The following is a 15,507-nucleotide window of genomic DNA, read 5'->3' on the forward strand; positions in this document are numbered from 1 at the left end:
GTTCGGTACAGCGAGGGCGCGTTTTCATTGACCTGGCGGCAGCGAGTAACTCAGTTCAAGCAGCCCCGCCTTTCAGTGTTCAACACCCAGTCGTGTGGCGACGTCCTCGGGGGCCAGCACGCGGCCATCGGCCGCCGTTAGGGTCAGCTTGCGAATCGGCTGACGATTCTTTGCATCGACCATCACCGAACCCGGCTCACCCGGCGCATACATGAATTCACCGCCCCACTGCGACAGCGCGACGATCACCGTCTGCAAGGCTTTGCCGCGCTCAGTCAGCACGTATTCCTTATAGGCGCCGCCATCGGCCGCAGGCAGCGCTTGCAGGATCCCCTGCTCCACCAGGCCTTTGAGGCGCGCGCTGAGCATGTTCTTCGCGATATCCAGGCTCTTCTGAAAATCATTGAAACGCCGAATCCCGTCCAGCGCGTCACGAATGATCAGCAACGACCACCAGTCGCCGATCAGGTCCAGTGTCCGGGCCACCGGGCAAGCATTGCCCTGCAAGCTTTTGCGTTTCACGTAGGAGTACTCCATGCATTCGTCGATTGGCCTCGCGGCTCACAGTTGCATCATACAACTCCAAGACACACCTCACGACTGGACCGTTGCAAAACCAGCACCTGCATACAAGTAGCCGGAGCGCTTTGCGCTGATAGTGAATGTCGCCATTTCGGCACTGACCCCCGACGCAGGAGTTTCCATGAGCACCTTCACCACGCAAGACGGTACCGAGATCTACTACAAGGATTGGGGCAGCGGTAAACCCGTGCTGTTCAGCCATGGCTGGCCGCTGGATGCCGACATGTGGGAATACCAGATGGAATACCTGAGCAGCCGTGGCTATCGCACCATTGCCTTCGATCGCCGTGGTTTCGGGCGTTCCGATCAGCCGTGGACCGGGTATGACTACGACACTTTCGCCGATGACATCGCGCAACTGATCAACCACCTGGACCTGCGTGACGTGACGCTGGTGGGCTTCTCCATGGGCGGCGGCGATATCAGCCGTTACATCGCTCGTCATGGCAGCGAACGCGTTGCCGGTGTCGTATTGCTGGGCGCGGTGACGCCGCTGTTCGGCAAGAAAGCCGATTTCCCGCAAGGTGTCGACACCTCGGTGTTCGACGGTATCAAGGCTGGCTTGTTGCAGGATCGTGCGCAGTTCATCGCTGACTTCGCCGCGCCGTTCTATGGCACCAATCAAGGCCAGAAAGTCTCTGACGGCGTGCTCGCGCAAACACTCAACATTGCGCTGCTGGCCTCACTCAAGGGCACTGTGGATTGCGTGACCGCGTTCTCGGAAACCGACTTCCGCCCGGACATGGCCAAGATTGATGTACCGACACTGGTGATCCATGGCGACGGCGACCAGATCGTGCCGTTTGAAACCACCGGCAAGCAGGCGGCGGCGCAGATCAAGGGTGCCGAGCTGAAGGTTTATGCAGGTGCGCCACATGGCTTTGTGGTGACGCACGCGCAGGCCTTGAATGAGGATTTGCTGGCGTTTCTGAATCGTTGAAACCGACGCAGTGGTGAGGGGAAGATTCTGCTCACCACTGCACGTTACGCCAACGGTTTTTTTATCTCCCAAGCCCACAGCCGATCTCTGCAACCCCTGTGTTTCAAGGGTTTCCAAGCGCTGCATCAGATTTTTATCTTCACATCCCAGCTTAATAATATTTTACCGAAATCCCCCTCCTCCCTAGTCTGACCGCAAGCCAAACGGACACGCCATCAGCGCCCGAATCCAACTGCCTTGCTAGGAAGGATGTAGAGATGACCACTGAAATAACAATAACAGACACACTCATAGTGGGTGCCGGCCAGGCTGGCGTGGCCATGAGCGAGCACCTGAGCAAACTCGGCGTGCCGCACCTCGTGCTGGAGCGCAATCGCATTGCCGAACGCTGGCGCACCGGACGCTGGGACTCGCTGGTTGCCAACGGCCCGGCCTGGCACGACCGCTTTCCCGGCCTGGAATTCGATGACGTCGATCCCGACGGTTTCGCCCCGAAAGAGCGTGTGGCGGATTACTTCGAAGCCTATGCAAAGAAATTCAATGCGCCGATCCGCACCGGCGTTGAAGTGAAACGTGTGGTACGCAATGTCGGCCGCCCGGGTTTCACCGTCGAGACCTCCGAAGGCGTGATCGAAGCCAATCGTGTGGTTGCCGCCACTGGGCCGTTTCAGAAACCGGTGATCCCGGCGATTGCCCCCGCAGACGAACGTCTGTTGCAGATCCATTCCGCTGACTACCGCAACCCACAGCAACTGCCGGCAGGCGCAGTGCTGGTGGTCGGTGCCGGTTCTTCCGGCGTGCAGATCGCCGATGAACTGCAACGTTCCGGCAAGCAGGTTTACCTCTCCGTTGGCGCCCATGACCGCCCACCTCGCGCGTATCGCAACCGGGATTTCTGCTGGTGGCTGGGCGTGCTTGGCGAGTGGGATCAAGCGGCGATGAAACCGGGTCGCGAGCATGTGACCATCGCGGTCAGCGGTGCTCATGGCGGGCGCACCATCGATTTCCGTGGTCTGGCCCATCGCGGCATGACCCTGGTTGGCGTCACCGAATCATTCAATAACGGCGTGGTGACCTTCAAGCAGGACCTGGTCGGCAACCTCACTCGCGGCGACGAAAATTACCTGGCGTTGCTCGATGCCGCCGATGCCTACATCGAGCGCAACGGCCTCGATCTGCCGGAAGAACCTGAAGCGCGCGAAACCTATCCGGACCCTGAGTGCGTGAAAAATCCGCTGGCCGATCTGGATCTGGCCAGGGCTGGTGTCACGTCGATCATCTGGGCCACCGGGTTCGCCGTGGATTACTCGTGGCTGCAGGTCGCGGCGTTCGATGACATGGGCAAGCCTGTGCATCAGCGCGGCGTGTCGAGTGAGCCGGGGGTGTACTTCCTCGGTCTGCCGTGGCAGTCGCGCCGGGGCTCGTCATTTATCTGGGGCGTGTGGCACGACGCCAAACACGTCGCCGATCACATCGCCACCCAGCGCAAGTACCTGGACTATCGCGATGCCGAGCAGCGTGAAGCCGAGTTGCACCAGAACATCCACAGCAGAGCCGCCGACACCGTCGACGCTTGATTTCCTTTTCGCTCCGGCGCCGATTGCGCCGGGGCAACCTTCTTTCAGGAGCTGCACATGAGCAAGCCAACCCACACGCGCATCCGCATGTTCAACACCAAAGACACCTACCCGAACCAGACGCTGGACAACGATTTGTGCCAGGCCGTGCGCGCCGGTAACACCGTATATGTCCGTGGACAGGTCGGCACGGATTTCGACGGCAATCTGGTCGGTCTGGGTGATCCGCGCGCGCAGGCTGAACAAGCGATGCGCAACGTCAAGCAACTGCTCGAAGAAGCCGGCAGCGACATGAGCCACATCGTCAAGACCACCACCTACCTGATTGATCCGCGTTATCGCGAGGCGGTGTATGGCGAAGTCGGCAAGTGGCTCAAGGGTGTTTTCCCGATTTCCACCGGGCTGGTGGTGTCGGCGCTGGGGCAGCCGCAGTGGCTGATGGAGATTGATGTGATTGCGGTGATTCCTGAGTAAGTCAGGAAACCGAGTCGCGGCCTTCGCGAGCAGGCGAAGGCCTACATTTGAAATGCGTTCCCCTGTAGGAGTGAGCCTGCTCGCGATGAGGCCAGTCCAGACAAACAAGGAGTTCAATAGATGACCTTTTCAATCACAGCCCGCTGCGCCGAAACCGGCCAGTTCGGTGTCGCCATCAGTTCCTCCAGCATCGCCGTCGGCGCCCGTTGCCCGTGGCTGCTGCCAGGTGTTGGCGCCGTGTCGAGCCAGAACATCACCCTGCCGTCCCTCGGCCCGGAAGTCCTTGCGTTAATGGAACAAGGACTGGCGCCGGACTATGCGCTGGACAAAGTCCTCACGCGCAACGGTTACAGCCAGTACCGGCAGATCACCGCGATCAACCACCTCGGCCAGACCGCGCATTTCAGCGGTGCGCAGACCCTCGGCGTGCACAACGCTGTCACCGGCGAACAGTGCGTTGCCGCCGGCAACATGCTCGCCGGGCGTTCGGTGATCGAAGCCATGGTCAGCGCCTTTGAAGACGGCGAAGGTCAACTCGCTGATCGCCTGCTCAAAGCCCTGCACGCCGCACAAGCCCTCGGTGGCGAAGCCGGTCCCGTGCATTCAGCCGCTGTCGTGGTGGTCGGTGAACAGACCTGGCCGATCGTCAACCTGCGTGTCGACTGGGCCGATGAAGACCCGATCAGCCAGTTGCAAAAGCTCTGGGATGCGTATCAACCCCAGTTGCAGGACTACATCGATCGCGCCCTCGACCCCGCCAAAGCTCCCGGTTATGGCGTGGCCGGTGATGACCGATGAACAGCGTCGAGTTGCTCAAGGCGCTGGTGGGTTTCGATACCACCAGCCGTGAATCCAACTTGCAACTGATCGAATTCGTCCGCGATTACCTCGCAAGTTTCGACGTGCCCTGCGCGCTGATCTACAACGACGAGCGCAGCAAAGCCAACCTGTTCGCCACGATCGGCCCGGTGGATCAACCGGGCATTGTGCTGTCCGGGCACACCGATGTAGTGCCGGTCGATGGCCAGCCGTGGACGCTGCCGCCGTTCGCACTGAGCGAGCGCGACGGCAAACTGTTCGGCCGCGGTACGGCGGACATGAAAGGTTATATTGCCTGCGTGCTGGCGTTGGTGCCGGCGCTGGTGCAGGCGTCGTTGCGTCTGCCGGTACACATTGCCCTGTCGTACGACGAAGAGGTCGGCTGCCTCGGCGTACGCTCGCTGCTCGAGGTCTTGCAGCAACGCCCGATCAAACCGTTGCTGTGCATCATCGGCGAACCGACCGAGCTGAAACCGGTGCTCGGCCACAAAGGCAAACTGGCAATGCGCTGCGACGTCCACGGCCATCCGTGCCATTCGGCTTACGCGCCACTGGGCGTCAATGCCATCGAATACGCCGCCGAACTGATTGGTGAGCTGGGCCGACTCGGGCAGCAACTGAAAGCGCCAGAGCATCATGACAAGCGCTTCGACCCGCCCTACAGCACCGTGCAAACCGGAGTGATCAGCGGCGGCAAGGCGTTGAACATCGTGCCTGCCGACTGTCGTTTCGATTTCGAAATCCGCGCCCTGCCCTCGCAGGATCCGGGCCTCGTCGCCCAAGCACTAAAAGCCTACGCCGAACGCGAAGTGCTGCCGCGCATGCGTGCGGTCAGTGCGCAAAGCGAGATCCGCTTCAGCGAATTATCAGCCTATCCGGGGTTGGTCACCGATGCGCAGAGCCAGGCCGCCGAGCTGATTGCGGCGTTCTGCGGTTCAACGGATTTCGCCACGGTGGCGTTCGGCACGGAAGGCGGACTGTTTGATGCAGCGGGTATCCCGACCGTGGTCTGCGGGCCCGGCAGCATGGATCAGGGACACAAACCCGATGAGTTTGTCAGCCTCGATCAACTGAAGGCTTGCGATGAAATGCTCCAACGGGTGCTGACATTCATCAGCAAGTGAACCGTGGCTCGACTGCTCTCAAGCGTACAGTCGGGCCAACTCTTCACGGCAATGGTCGACAAACAACTGCACCGGTTTGGTCAGTTGCACCCGCCGCAGCCAGGCTGCCGACAATCCCGACCCGGTCACGGTTTCCGCCAGCGGCACGCAGACGACTTTCTGGCCGTCGTAGGTGTAGTCGCTGAACGGTTTGGTGACCAGAATCGAAAAGCCGAAACCACGCCCGACCATGCCGCGCACCATCTCGATTGATGGGGAGCTGAACACAATATGCGGGGTCAACCCGCGCTCCTCGAAAATGCTCACGAAGTAGGTTCGGCTCGGTACCACGTCGAGCAGAATCATGGGCTCCAGTACCAGATCATGCAGCGAGACCTTCGCCTGTTGCGCAAAGCGGTGATCGGCCGGGAGCAAGGCGTAAGGCTGCTGCGCGGGCATCAGCGCCGTGGTTTCAATCGTGCTATCGAGATCGTGCTCGAACAGCATCGCCAGGTCGATGCTGCCGGCCGTCAGCGCCTGCACCAGCTCTTGCTGCTCACCGTCGCGGATGCGGATTTCCACCCCCGGCCAGCGTTCCTTGAAACCGGCGATCAGGCGCGGCAGGTACAGCGGCGCGACAGTTTCGAAACAGCCGATATCGATTTGTCCGGCCACCACGTCGTTGTCGGCCAGAGCGTTCTGCTCGAATTCGTGGGCAACGCGTAACAGCTCCAGCGCCTTGCGGTAGAAGCGCGAGCCGCTGGGCGTCAGCGATACACCCTGGGCGTGATGCCGGATGAACAGTTGCACGCCGAAACTTTCTTCCAGGTGCTTGATCGCCGTGGAGACCGACGGCTGCGCGATGTAGAGCTTGCGCGACGCTTCGGCGACGCTGCCGCAGTCAGCGGTGGTGACGAAGTATTTGAGCTGGCGCAGGTTGTAGGCGGCCATGGGAATCTCCAGAAAATCAAACGATCGCAGCCTTCGGCAGGTCCTGCACAAAGCGCTGTGAATCCAGATAAGAGAGAAGCCTGAACATACCGGAGCTACGCCTCACCCGGAGCATATTTTTTTTAAGGTCTGTAGCAACAAACTTACTAATTTATCTCTCGCGGTGCTTTGCACATGATCGCTTCAACAAGAAATGCGCCGCCCGTGCCGGCGCTTGCCGAAGTACGTCCACGTACTCATCCTTGCCTTGGAGTTCGTCATGGCTACCCCTGCAGCAACCTCCGCTCCGCTGATTGAAAAACACACGATAGGATACGTGCCCCCCGAAGATCGCCACGGAAAGGTCAGGGATCTGTTCACGCTCTGGTTCGGCGGCAACATCGCGCCGTTGCCCATCGTTACCGGTGCGCTGGGCGTGCAGTTGTTTCACTTGAATCTGGTCTGGGGCATCGTCGCGATTCTCGTCGGCCATCTGGTCGGCGGCGTGCTGATGGCGCTGCACTCGGCGCAAGGCCCGCAGATGGGCATTCCGCAAATGATCCAGAGTCGCGCGCAGTTCGGCTCCCTCGGCGCGCTGTTGGTGGTGTTGATTGCCGGCGTCATGTACATCGGTTTCTTCGCTTCCAATATCGTCCTCGCCGGCAAGTCGCTGCACGGTGTGGTCGATAGCGTTCCGGTGCCGGTCGGTATCGTCATTGGCGCAGTCGGTTCGGGAATCATTGGCATCATCGGCTACCGCTTTATCCACGTGCTCAACCGCATCGGCACCTGGGTGCTGGGGATCGGCATCGTCGTCGGTTTCGGCTACATCTTCACTCATATTCAAACCGATGACTTCCTCACCCGTGGCAGCTTCAACCTCTCCGGTTGGCTGGCCACCGTGTCGCTCGCCGCGTTGTGGCAGATCGCGTTTGCACCTTACGTGTCCGACTATTCGCGCTACTTGCCGGCCGACGTGAAGGTTTCGTCGACCTTCTGGACGACGTATCTGGGGTCGGCGCTGGGTTCGAGCCTGGCGTTCATCTTCGGTGCCGTCGCCGTGCTGGCAACCCCGGTGGGCATGGACACCATGGACGCGGTGAAACTCGCCACCGGTTCCATTGGCCCGCTGATGCTGGTGCTGTTTCTGCTCAGCGTGATCAGCCACAACGCCCTCAACCTTTACGGCGCGGTGCTGTCGCTGATCACTCTGGTGCAGACCTTCGCCTACCGCTGGATCCCCACCGCCAAAAGCCGCGCGGTGATCTCGATCATCGTGTTGCTGGCCTGCTGCTTTGCCGCCGTTGGCGCCTCGAAAGACTTCATCGGCCACTTCGTCGACATGGTGCTGGTGTTGCTGGTGGTGTTGGTGCCGTGGACGGCGATCAACCTCATCGACTTCTATGCGATCCACAAGGGCCAGTACGACATCCAGTCGATCTTCCAGGTCGATGGCGGCATCTACGGTCGCTACAACCCGCAGGCCTTGCTGGCCTACGCGATCGGCATCGCCGTGCAGATCCCGTTCATGAACACGCCGCTGTACGTCGGCCCGGTGTCGGCGCACATCAACGGTGCGGATCTGTCGTGGCTGGTGGGACTGCTGGTGACTTCGCCGTTGTATTTCTGGCTGGCCAATCGCGACACGTCTTATCGTCGACGGATGATGGGCGGAAAACTGGCGAGCAGCCTGTGAGATTGATGCGCTGAAAAAGAAGGCCCGCGCTGTGCGGGCCTTCTCCGTTGCGGTGTGGTATTTGTTTACGCCTGACGACGATTGGGTAAGGGACATCCAGTGCTGCGAATACTCGGTAAAGCCTCATCGATCAACGTGCGCAAAGTCCTGTGGACTTGCGCTGAATTGCACATTCCTTTCGAGCGTGAAGACTGGGGATCGGGGTTCAGATCGACGAACGATTCGGAGTTTCTCGCGCTCAATCCCTGTGCCATGGTGCCGGTGATTGAGGACGGTGATTTCACCTTGTGGGAATCGAACACGATCATTCGTTATCTGGTGTCGCGTTATGACGGTTCGCACCTCTATCCGACTGACGCGCGAACCCGGGCGCGGGTTGATCAGTGGATCGACTGGCAGGCATCGGAGCTGAATCGCTCGTGGTCGTACGCGTTTCTATCGCTGGTGCGCCAATCGCCGGAACATCAGGACAGCGCCGCATTGTCAGCCGGTTGCCGCGACTGGGCGCGAAACATGGCCATCCTCGACCGGCAATTGGAAAAGACCGGCGCTTACGTCAGTGGCGAGACGTTTTCCCTGGCGGATATTCCCATCGGGCTGTCGGTGAACCGCTGGTTCGAAACACCATTGGCTCACCCGGATTTTGCCGCGGTAAAGGCTTATTACGAGCGTCTGAGCCTGCGTCCCGGCTACGTGCTGCACGGTCGAAACGGTACGCCGTGATCGAGCTTATTTACCTTTGAACGCCTCATGTCGCGCCAGCCGTTCGGCGGCGTAGGCTGCTTGTGGCTGGCTGATCAGGTCTTCCCGACGCAACGCTTCACCGCAGTGCTCGCACAGCGGCCCGAGACCGGCGCTGTGGTTGCAGTTCTTATGGGTCATGTTCACTGCCAGCCCCTCCTCCGGTGCCTTGCACCAGGTCTCTCCCCACGCCCGCAGCGCGATGATTACCGGGTAGAACGCCTCGCCTTTCGCCGTGAGGTGGTACTCGTAGCGTTTCGGTCGCTCGTTGTACAAGCGCCGCTCAACCAGCCCATCCGCTTCCAGACATTTCAGACGCGCGGCGACCATTTGCGGCGTACCGCCGGTCTGCGCCTGGATCTCGTCATAGCGATGATTGGCCATGAACAACTCGCGCAAAACCAGCACCGTCCAGCGGTCGCCGACGATCGTCTCGGCCCGGGAGATCGGGCACAGCGTGTCGGGAAGACTATCGTTTACTGCCATCAGGGCTTGCCTCTTTTACAGTTACTATGATTATCATATCTACACGATGCCGGGACAAGCCCTGTGCACCGATCATCCCATTGCCGGAGCAAGCCGCCATGTCAAATACCTCCTATCCGCTGGACAGAACCGCCTATCTGTTGGTTGATCCGTATAACGATTTTCTTTCGGACGGCGGCAAGATTTTCCCTTTGATCAAACCCATGGCCGAGCAGAACGGCCTGCTCGACAACCTGCGCAAACTCGACCGCACGGTGCGCGAGCTGAAAATCCCGGTGGTCATCGTACCCCATCACCGCTGGGAAAAAGGCGACTACGAAAGCTGGGATCACCCGACCCCGACCCAATGCAAGATCATGCACATGCACCATTTTGCCCGCGGTGAATGGGGCGGTGAATGGCACCCGGATTTCGCCCCGCAAGAGGGCGACATTGTGGTTCAGGAACACTGGGGCTCCAGTGGTTTCGCCAACACCGACCTGGATTTTCGCCTGAAACAACAAGGCGTCACTCACGTGATCATCGTCGGCCTGTTGGCCAACACCTGCATCGAAGCCACCGCGCGCTATGCCGCGGAACTGGGCTACCACGTCACTTTGGTCCGCGATGCGACTGCAGCCTTCAAAGCGGAAATGATGCACGCCGCCCACGAACTCAACGGCCCGACATTCGCTCACGTGATTGCCAGCACTGACGAACTGATTGCCAACCTCAAATCCCAAGGTGAAGCGCAATGAGTCTCACCGGCCATTTGCTGATCGGCGCGGCGGATGTTGCCGCCACCGAAGGCACGATGAAAGCGCTGAATCCGGCCAGCAATCAGTTGATTGAACCGGACTTCGCCTTCGGTGGTGCCGCGCAGGTTGACCAGGCAGCGATACTCGCCGATGCGGCATTCGACTGCTACAGCCACACCTCGCTGGCCGAACGTGCCGCGTTCCTCGAGAGCATCGCTGACAACCTCGACGCAGTACGCAGCGAACTGGCCGCACGCGCGGCGCTGGAAACCGGACTGCCCGAAGCTCAGCTTGAGGGCGAAGTTTTGCGAGCCGCGACCCAATTCCGCCAGTTCGCCGACGTGGTGCGCCGGGGTCGCTTCCTGCAACTGGCCATCGACCCGGCCCAACCCGAACGTCAGCCAAGGCCACGGATGGATCATCGCCTGCAAAAAATCGCCATCGGCCCGGTGGCGATTTTCGGCGCGAGCAACTTCCCGATTGCCTATTCGGTGGCGGGCGGCGATACCGCGTCGGCATTGGCGGCCGGGGCGCCGGTGATTCTCAAGGCGCACAACGCGCATCCCGGCGCTTCGGAAATCCAGGCGCGGGCCATTCGCAAAGCCGTGCAGGCGCAGGGTTTACCCGAAGGTGTTTTTTCAATGGTGCGCGGTGGCGGCAATGCCATTGGCGAAGCGCTGGTCGATCACCCGTTGATCAAGGCTGTGACCTTTACCGGCTCCGAACCGGGTGGCATGGCGCTCTATCGCCGTGCGCAATTGCGACCCGAGCCGATCCCGGTATTCACCGAAATGACCAGCGTCAACCCGACCTTCATCCTGCCCGAGGCACTGGCGGCTCGCGGCGCCGAAATCGGCGACGGCTTTATCGAACGGATGCTGGTCAACGTTGGCCAGGCCTGTTTGTGCCCATCGATCCTGATCGCCATCCGCGGTGCGGGGTTTGATGAGCTGTGCAGCGCCATGCGCAAACGGGTCAGCGCGGCACCGGCGCGGACGATGCTGACGCCGGGCATTCATGGCGCATACGTCGAAGGCCTGATGGTGATGGAGCGTGCCGGAGCGCAGGTGATCGCGGCAGGCACGCCAGCCGATGCCACGTTCGCCGGACGTGCTGCGTTGCTGGAAGTCGAGGGACACCAATTGCTCAGCGAACCGGGGTTGGCCCACGAAGTGTTTGGCCCGTCGGCACTGTTGGTATCGGTCAGTGATGAAGCCGAGCTGCTGGCAGTCGCCCGTTCGTTCAAGGGACAGCTCAGCGCGGCGATTCAACTTGAAAGTGGCGATCTGGGATTGACGCGGCGCCTGCTGCCGATTCTCGAACGCCGCACTGGACGCATCGTGGTCAACGCCTTCGCCCACCCACAGGAAGTGACCTTTGCCACCGTGCACGGCGGCCCGTTTCCGGCGACTTCGGACAGCCGCTTCACTTCGGTCGGCATGACCTCGATCGAACGCTTCTTGCGGCCCGTGGCTTATCAGGGGTTTCCGGATGAGTTATTGCCAGAGGTGTTGCGCGAAGGTAATCCGCTGAACGTGCCACGCAGTATCGACGGGGCGTTTTGACAGGCAAAAAAATGCCGGCCTCCTGTTCAAGAGCCCGGCATTTTTTATTGCAAAATCAGTCAGGCCGGCACACCCAGAATGATGTGCGAAGCCTTGATCACAGCCGTGGCGCTGACGCCTTTGGCCAGGCCCAGTTCAGCAACGGCATCGCGGGTCACGATCGAGTAAACCTTTGAACCGCCGGCCAGCTCGATGACCACTTCGGCGTTGACCGCGCCATCGGTCACGCTCAGCACTTTACCTTCCAGGCAGTTGCGCGCCGACAGGCGAATGTCGCTGGATTCGGTCATCAGCATGACCCATGGCGCCTTGACCAGCGCGACGGCTTCTTTGCCGACGGCGATGCCGAGGTTTTTGATGCTTTCCATGGTCACGACCGCCACAAGTTGCTCACCGCCAGCCAGGGTCAAAACCACCTCGGCGTTGACCGCGCCGGCCTGAACCTGGCTGACCTGACCTTTGAATACGTTGCGTGCACTGACTTTCATGATGGACGTCCTGTTTTTTGACTTTGGAGTTAGGAAACGGCGTGCATCATCGAAGTTGGCGCTATATAAAAACAACTACAGCGCTGCGCTCTGTTGTCACGCTCCTAGATAAAAGCACGCTCTGAAAAACCGCCACGAATCAGATCAGCAAATCTTCATAAAACGCGCCGAATGGCCGCGAGGGATGGGCGATCTGGATTTCCAGAATCCACACGCCAGCATGCGGCGCCTGATCGAAGTCACCCAGATCGCCGCCCCGGTGAATCGCATGAGGAAAATCGCTGACCCGATGGCCCTTGATATTCAGGTTCAACACCCAGCCCATCGCCTCGGCCTGATCGCTGGCATAGCGATAAAGCTCCACCCCGGAAACACCTTGACGCCAGAAGGCTTCGACCCGATCGAACAGTTCTTTCGAGGCTGCCGCGCAAGCGATCATTTCCGGATCAGAACCGGTGGTCTAAGTCGCGCCCGCATCACCTTCATGGCCCTGCCAGACCACGCCCATATCGATGAAGAAAATATCCTCTTCGCCCAACACCGGATCGCCGTCGGAACGTTGCTTGAAGGTCTTGAGCGTGTTGGCACCGAAGCGGATCAACAGCGGATGCCAGATCCGGTCCATGCCCAGTTCGGCGAGGATTTCCTTGCCGCGCGTCGTCGCTTCGGACTCGAGCATGCCCGGCTTGATCACCGCAGCAATGGCGTCGACGGCCTTCCAGGTCAATTGCTGGGCATGGCGCATGGTCTCCAGCACAAAACCTTCGCCAACGGCTTCTTTGCCGCTCAGAACTGCTTTTTCGCTCAGGGCTGTGGTCATTTGCTTGTTCCTCATGGCTGCGCTGTATAGTTTTTTATATTGCGAAACGCCGATAAAGATACAGCCATGACACAACGTGTCAATTACTCTTCTGCACGCACCACACCGCGCTCTTCGAGCAAGCGCACAAACATGCTCAGACTGCGCGACACCGTGCCCCGCCGCCACACCAGCCAGGTGGTCAGATAACGAAAGTCCGCCGCCAAAGGCCAAACGCTGACCGTGGCACTGCCGGGCATGCTCTGCAGCATTTTGCGCGGCATCAGCGCCAGTCCGGCGCCGGCGCTGACGCAGGCGAGCATGCCGTGGTAGGACTCCATTTCGAAGATTTTTCCGGGCACAGCGGCGTCGGTGCTGAACCATTTTTCGAAGTGATGACGGTAGGAGCAGTTGGAGCGGAAGGCGTAAATATTCTCGCCATTCACATCCGCTGCACGCTGTACCGGGGCGTGATTCAGTGGCGCGATGATGACCATTTCTTCTTCGAAGGCCGGTACGCCTTCCAGCGTCGGATGCAGCACCGGGCCGTCGACGAATGCTGCCGCAAGACGCCCGGAGAGCACGCCGTCGATCATCGTCCCGGAGGGCCCGGTGGACAGGTCCAGATCAACTTTCGGATGAAGTTGGTTATACGCCGCGAGCAATTCGGGAATGCGCACCGCCGCCGTGCTTTCCAGCGACCCCAAAGGAAACGCGCCTTGCGGTTCTTCGCCCGCCACGGTGGCGCGCGCCTCTTGCACCAGGTCGAGAATCCGCCGCGCGTACTCAAGAAAACTCCACCCCGCCGGCGACAGGCGCAGACGACTTTTCTCGCGAATAAACAGATCGACGCCCAGATCCTGCTCAAGCTGTTTGATCCGCGTGGTCAGGTTCGACGGCACGCGATGGATCTGCGCGGCGGCGGCGCTGATGCTGCCGTGTTCGGCAACGGCTTTGAAGATTTCCAGCTGCACCAGATCCACAGTCATTCTCCAATCGTGAAAGAAACGATCTTTATTATTCAGTTTCCAGAAAACAAACACCACCCTACTCTAAGCCCATCCGACGAACATGCAGGACGATGCCATGAGCCAGATTTCCAGCCAGACCCACGCCATCTCGATCAACCCCGCCACCGGCGAGCAGATCGGTCACTACGCGTTTGAATCCGCCTCTGCCCTTGACGCTGCGCTGACCCGCGCCGCCTATGGCTTTGGCAAGTGGAAGCGCAAGCCGCTGCAAGATCGCTCGCGCTTGTTGAGCGCCTTGGCCGGTGCATTGCGTGAAACCAGCGAAGCCATGGCCACGATGATCACCCAGGAAATGGGCAAACCAATTGCTCAGGCCCGTGGCGAAATCGAGAAATGCGCCAAGCTCTGCGAGTGGTACGCCGAACACGGCCCGGCCATGCTCGACGCTGAACCGACCCAGGTTGAAGGCGGCAAGGCGCGCATCGAATACCGTCCGCTCGGCCCGATCCTCGCGGTAATGCCGTGGAACTTCCCGATCTGGCAAGTGCTGCGCGGTGCCGTACCGGCGCTGATCGCCGGCAACACTTACGTGCTCAAACATGCGCCGAACGTGATGGGCAGCGCCTATCTGCTGCGCGACGCCTTCACCCGCGCCGGTTTCGCCGATGGCGTGTTTGAAGTGATCAACGTCACCCCGGAAGGCGTTTCCACTGCCATCGCCGACTCGCGTATCGCCGCCGTGACCCTGACCGGTAGCGTGCGTGCCGGCATGGCCATCGGCGCTCAGGCCGGTGCCGCATTGAAGAAATGTGTGCTGGAGCTGGGCGGTTCCGACCCGTTCATCGTGCTCAACGACGCCGATCTGGATGAAGCGGTGCAAGCCGCTGTGATCGGTCGCTACCAGAACTCCGGTCAGGTCTGCGCAGCAGCCAAACGGCTGATCATCGAAGAAGGCGTGGTCGAAGAATTCACGCGTAAATTCGTCGAAGCCACGCGCAAGTTGAAGGTCGGTGATCCGCTGTCCGCCGAGACCTACATCGGTCCGATGGCACGCTTCGACCTGCGTGATGAGCTCGACCAGCAAGTGCGCGACACCCTTGAAGAAGGCGCCACCCTGCTGCTCGGCGGCGGCAAGTCCGAAGGCCCGGGCAACTATTACGAGCCGACCGTGCTGGCCGATGTCACCGACCGCATGACCTCGTTCAAACAGGAACTGTTCGGCCCGGTCGCGTCGATCATCAGCGCTCGCGATTGCGCGCATGCCGTGGCACTGGCCAACGACAGCGAATTCGGCCTGACCGCAACCATTTACACCGCCAACGTGGCACTGGCCCAGCAACTGACCAGCGAACTGGACACCGGCGGCGTGTTCATCAACGGCTACTCCGCCAGCGATCCACGCGTGACCTTTGGCGGTGTAAAGAAGAGTGGTTTCGGCCGTGAGCTCTCGCACTTCGGCGTGCGCGAATTCTGCAATGCGCAGACGGTGTGGCTGGATCGCAAATAATCCACACACTGGAAATCTTGGATGGATTGAAGATAAGTGGGCTTAACGCAATCAATGTGGGAGTGAGCTTGCTCACGAAGGCGCCAGCACAT

15 protein-coding genes and 1 pseudogene are annotated in these 15,507 nt (G+C 60.3%); 10 read left to right on the top strand and 6 right to left on the bottom strand.

Going from position 1 to position 15,507, the window contains the following annotated elements; genetic code table 11:
• Positions 1 to 72 precede the first annotated feature (72 nt).
• On the bottom strand, positions 73 to 522 hold the full coding sequence (locus HUW52_RS19320; RefSeq protein WP_160057388.1) for a helix-turn-helix domain-containing protein: 450 nt from the start codon (positions 520 to 522) through the stop codon (positions 73 to 75).
• A gap of 181 nt (positions 523 to 703) precedes the next feature.
• On the opposite strand from HUW52_RS19320, the gene HUW52_RS19325 reads away from it, so the two are divergent.
• The 5 genes from HUW52_RS19325 to argE all read left to right on the top strand — a co-directional run bounded on the left by HUW52_RS19325 (position 704) and on the right by argE (position 5,516).
• Positions 704 to 1,522: an alpha/beta fold hydrolase gene (locus tag HUW52_RS19325; RefSeq protein ID WP_175554598.1), complete on the top strand. Its 819-nt coding sequence runs from the start codon at positions 704 to 706 to the stop codon at positions 1,520 to 1,522.
• Between the two features lie 257 nt (positions 1,523 to 1,779).
• Complete coding sequence (locus HUW52_RS19330; RefSeq protein WP_175554599.1) at positions 1,780 to 3,099, top strand: NAD(P)/FAD-dependent oxidoreductase; 1,320 nt, start codon at positions 1,780 to 1,782, stop codon at positions 3,097 to 3,099.
• Between the two features lie 57 nt (positions 3,100 to 3,156).
• Positions 3,157 to 3,573, top strand: a complete 417-nt coding sequence (locus HUW52_RS19335) for a RidA family protein (RefSeq protein ID WP_008086115.1) — start codon at positions 3,157 to 3,159, stop codon at positions 3,571 to 3,573.
• A gap of 120 nt (positions 3,574 to 3,693) precedes the next feature.
• Positions 3,694 to 4,371 carry a DUF1028 domain-containing protein gene (locus HUW52_RS19340; RefSeq protein ID WP_175554600.1) on the top strand — a complete coding sequence of 226 codons (678 nt, stop codon included), beginning with the start codon at positions 3,694 to 3,696 and terminating at the stop codon, positions 4,369 to 4,371.
• Positions 4,368 to 5,516: an acetylornithine deacetylase gene (argE, locus tag HUW52_RS19345; RefSeq protein ID WP_175554601.1), complete on the top strand. Its 1,149-nt coding sequence runs from the start codon at positions 4,368 to 4,370 to the stop codon at positions 5,514 to 5,516. Before HUW52_RS19340 ends, argE begins: the two co-directional genes overlap by 4 nt.
• Before the next feature lie 18 nt (positions 5,517 to 5,534).
• Here the strand turns inward: argE and HUW52_RS19350 are convergent, their stop codons facing one another.
• A complete protein-coding gene (locus HUW52_RS19350) occupies positions 5,535 to 6,446 on the bottom strand; it encodes a LysR family transcriptional regulator (RefSeq protein ID WP_175554602.1) in 912 nt (303 codons plus the stop codon).
• Between the two features lie 259 nt (positions 6,447 to 6,705).
• On the opposite strand from HUW52_RS19350, the gene HUW52_RS19355 reads away from it, so the two are divergent.
• Positions 6,706 to 8,121, top strand: coding sequence for a cytosine permease (locus HUW52_RS19355; RefSeq protein WP_175554603.1), 1,416 nt, complete (start codon positions 6,706 to 6,708; stop codon positions 8,119 to 8,121).
• Positions 8,122 to 8,220: 99 nt separating this feature from the next.
• A complete protein-coding gene (locus HUW52_RS19360) occupies positions 8,221 to 8,844 on the top strand; it encodes a glutathione S-transferase family protein (protein WP_175554604.1) in 624 nt (207 codons plus the stop codon).
• 6 nt (positions 8,845 to 8,850) lie between these two features.
• Here HUW52_RS19360 and HUW52_RS19365 read toward each other — a convergent pair whose 3' ends face one another.
• Positions 8,851 to 9,348 carry a helix-turn-helix domain-containing protein gene (locus HUW52_RS19365; protein WP_150707558.1) on the bottom strand — a complete coding sequence of 166 codons (498 nt, stop codon included), beginning with the start codon at positions 9,346 to 9,348 and terminating at the stop codon, positions 8,851 to 8,853.
• A gap of 98 nt (positions 9,349 to 9,446) precedes the next feature.
• Between HUW52_RS19365 and HUW52_RS19370 the strand changes: the two genes are divergently transcribed.
• Positions 9,447 to 10,085, top strand: a complete 639-nt coding sequence (locus HUW52_RS19370; RefSeq protein WP_175554605.1) for an isochorismatase family cysteine hydrolase — start codon at positions 9,447 to 9,449, stop codon at positions 10,083 to 10,085.
• The gene (locus tag HUW52_RS19375) at positions 10,082 to 11,650 is read left to right on the top strand and encodes an aldehyde dehydrogenase (NADP(+)) (protein ID WP_175554606.1); all 1,569 of its coding nucleotides are present in this window, start codon (positions 10,082 to 10,084) and stop codon (positions 11,648 to 11,650) included. The genes HUW52_RS19370 and HUW52_RS19375 overlap by 4 nt, the downstream gene beginning before the upstream one ends.
• Before the next feature lie 59 nt (positions 11,651 to 11,709).
• Here the strand turns inward: HUW52_RS19375 and HUW52_RS19380 are convergent, their stop codons facing one another.
• The 3 genes and pseudogenes from HUW52_RS19380 to HUW52_RS19390 all read right to left on the bottom strand — a co-directional run bounded on the left by HUW52_RS19380 (position 11,710) and on the right by HUW52_RS19390 (position 13,920).
• Positions 11,710 to 12,138 (bottom strand): molybdopterin-binding protein, encoded by a 429-nt coding sequence (locus tag HUW52_RS19380; protein WP_025111546.1) that lies wholly within the window; start codon positions 12,136 to 12,138, stop codon positions 11,710 to 11,712.
• Positions 12,139 to 12,277: 139 nt separating this feature from the next.
• Positions 12,278 to 12,958: pseudogene (locus HUW52_RS19385) on the bottom strand (M24 family metallopeptidase).
• 83 nt (positions 12,959 to 13,041) lie between these two features.
• Complete coding sequence (locus tag HUW52_RS19390; RefSeq protein WP_045122799.1) at positions 13,042 to 13,920, bottom strand: LysR family transcriptional regulator; 879 nt, start codon at positions 13,918 to 13,920, stop codon at positions 13,042 to 13,044.
• Between the two features lie 103 nt (positions 13,921 to 14,023).
• On the opposite strand from HUW52_RS19390, the gene HUW52_RS19395 reads away from it, so the two are divergent.
• On the top strand, positions 14,024 to 15,415 hold the full coding sequence (locus HUW52_RS19395; protein WP_175554607.1) for an aldehyde dehydrogenase family protein: 1,392 nt from the start codon (positions 14,024 to 14,026) through the stop codon (positions 15,413 to 15,415).
• Positions 15,416 to 15,507: the final 92 nt, after the last annotated feature.

Origin of the sequence: Pseudomonas sp. 43A, assembly GCF_013363935.1 — a bacterium.
Classification (GTDB): Bacteria; Pseudomonadota; Gammaproteobacteria; order Pseudomonadales; family Pseudomonadaceae; genus Aquipseudomonas; species Aquipseudomonas crudilactis.

What these genes read in the sequence shown, in the direction of transcription:
- HUW52_RS19340 (WP_175554600.1), top strand. Translation starts at nt 3,694, where the DNA reads ATGACCTTTTCAATCACAGCCCGCTGCGCCGAAACCGGCCAGTTCGGT.
- HUW52_RS19370 (WP_175554605.1), top strand. Translation starts at nt 9,447, where the DNA reads ATGTCAAATACCTCCTATCCGCTGGACAGAACCGCCTATCTGTTGGTT.
- HUW52_RS19350 (WP_175554602.1), bottom strand. Translation starts at nt 6,446, where the DNA reads ATGGCCGCCTACAACCTGCGCCAGCTCAAATACTTCGTCACCACCGCT.
- HUW52_RS19365 (WP_150707558.1), bottom strand. Translation starts at nt 9,348, where the DNA reads ATGGCAGTAAACGATAGTCTTCCCGACACGCTGTGCCCGATCTCCCGG.
- HUW52_RS19375 (WP_175554606.1), top strand. Translation starts at nt 10,082, where the DNA reads ATGAGTCTCACCGGCCATTTGCTGATCGGCGCGGCGGATGTTGCCGCC.
- HUW52_RS19355 (WP_175554603.1), top strand. Translation starts at nt 6,706, where the DNA reads ATGGCTACCCCTGCAGCAACCTCCGCTCCGCTGATTGAAAAACACACG.
- HUW52_RS19380 (WP_025111546.1), bottom strand. Translation starts at nt 12,138, where the DNA reads ATGAAAGTCAGTGCACGCAACGTATTCAAAGGTCAGGTCAGCCAGGTT.
- HUW52_RS19325 (WP_175554598.1), top strand. Translation starts at nt 704, where the DNA reads ATGAGCACCTTCACCACGCAAGACGGTACCGAGATCTACTACAAGGAT.
- argE (WP_175554601.1), top strand. Translation starts at nt 4,368, where the DNA reads ATGAACAGCGTCGAGTTGCTCAAGGCGCTGGTGGGTTTCGATACCACC.
- HUW52_RS19330 (WP_175554599.1), top strand. Translation starts at nt 1,780, where the DNA reads ATGACCACTGAAATAACAATAACAGACACACTCATAGTGGGTGCCGGC.
- HUW52_RS19395 (WP_175554607.1), top strand. Translation starts at nt 14,024, where the DNA reads ATGAGCCAGATTTCCAGCCAGACCCACGCCATCTCGATCAACCCCGCC.
- HUW52_RS19335 (WP_008086115.1), top strand. Translation starts at nt 3,157, where the DNA reads ATGAGCAAGCCAACCCACACGCGCATCCGCATGTTCAACACCAAAGAC.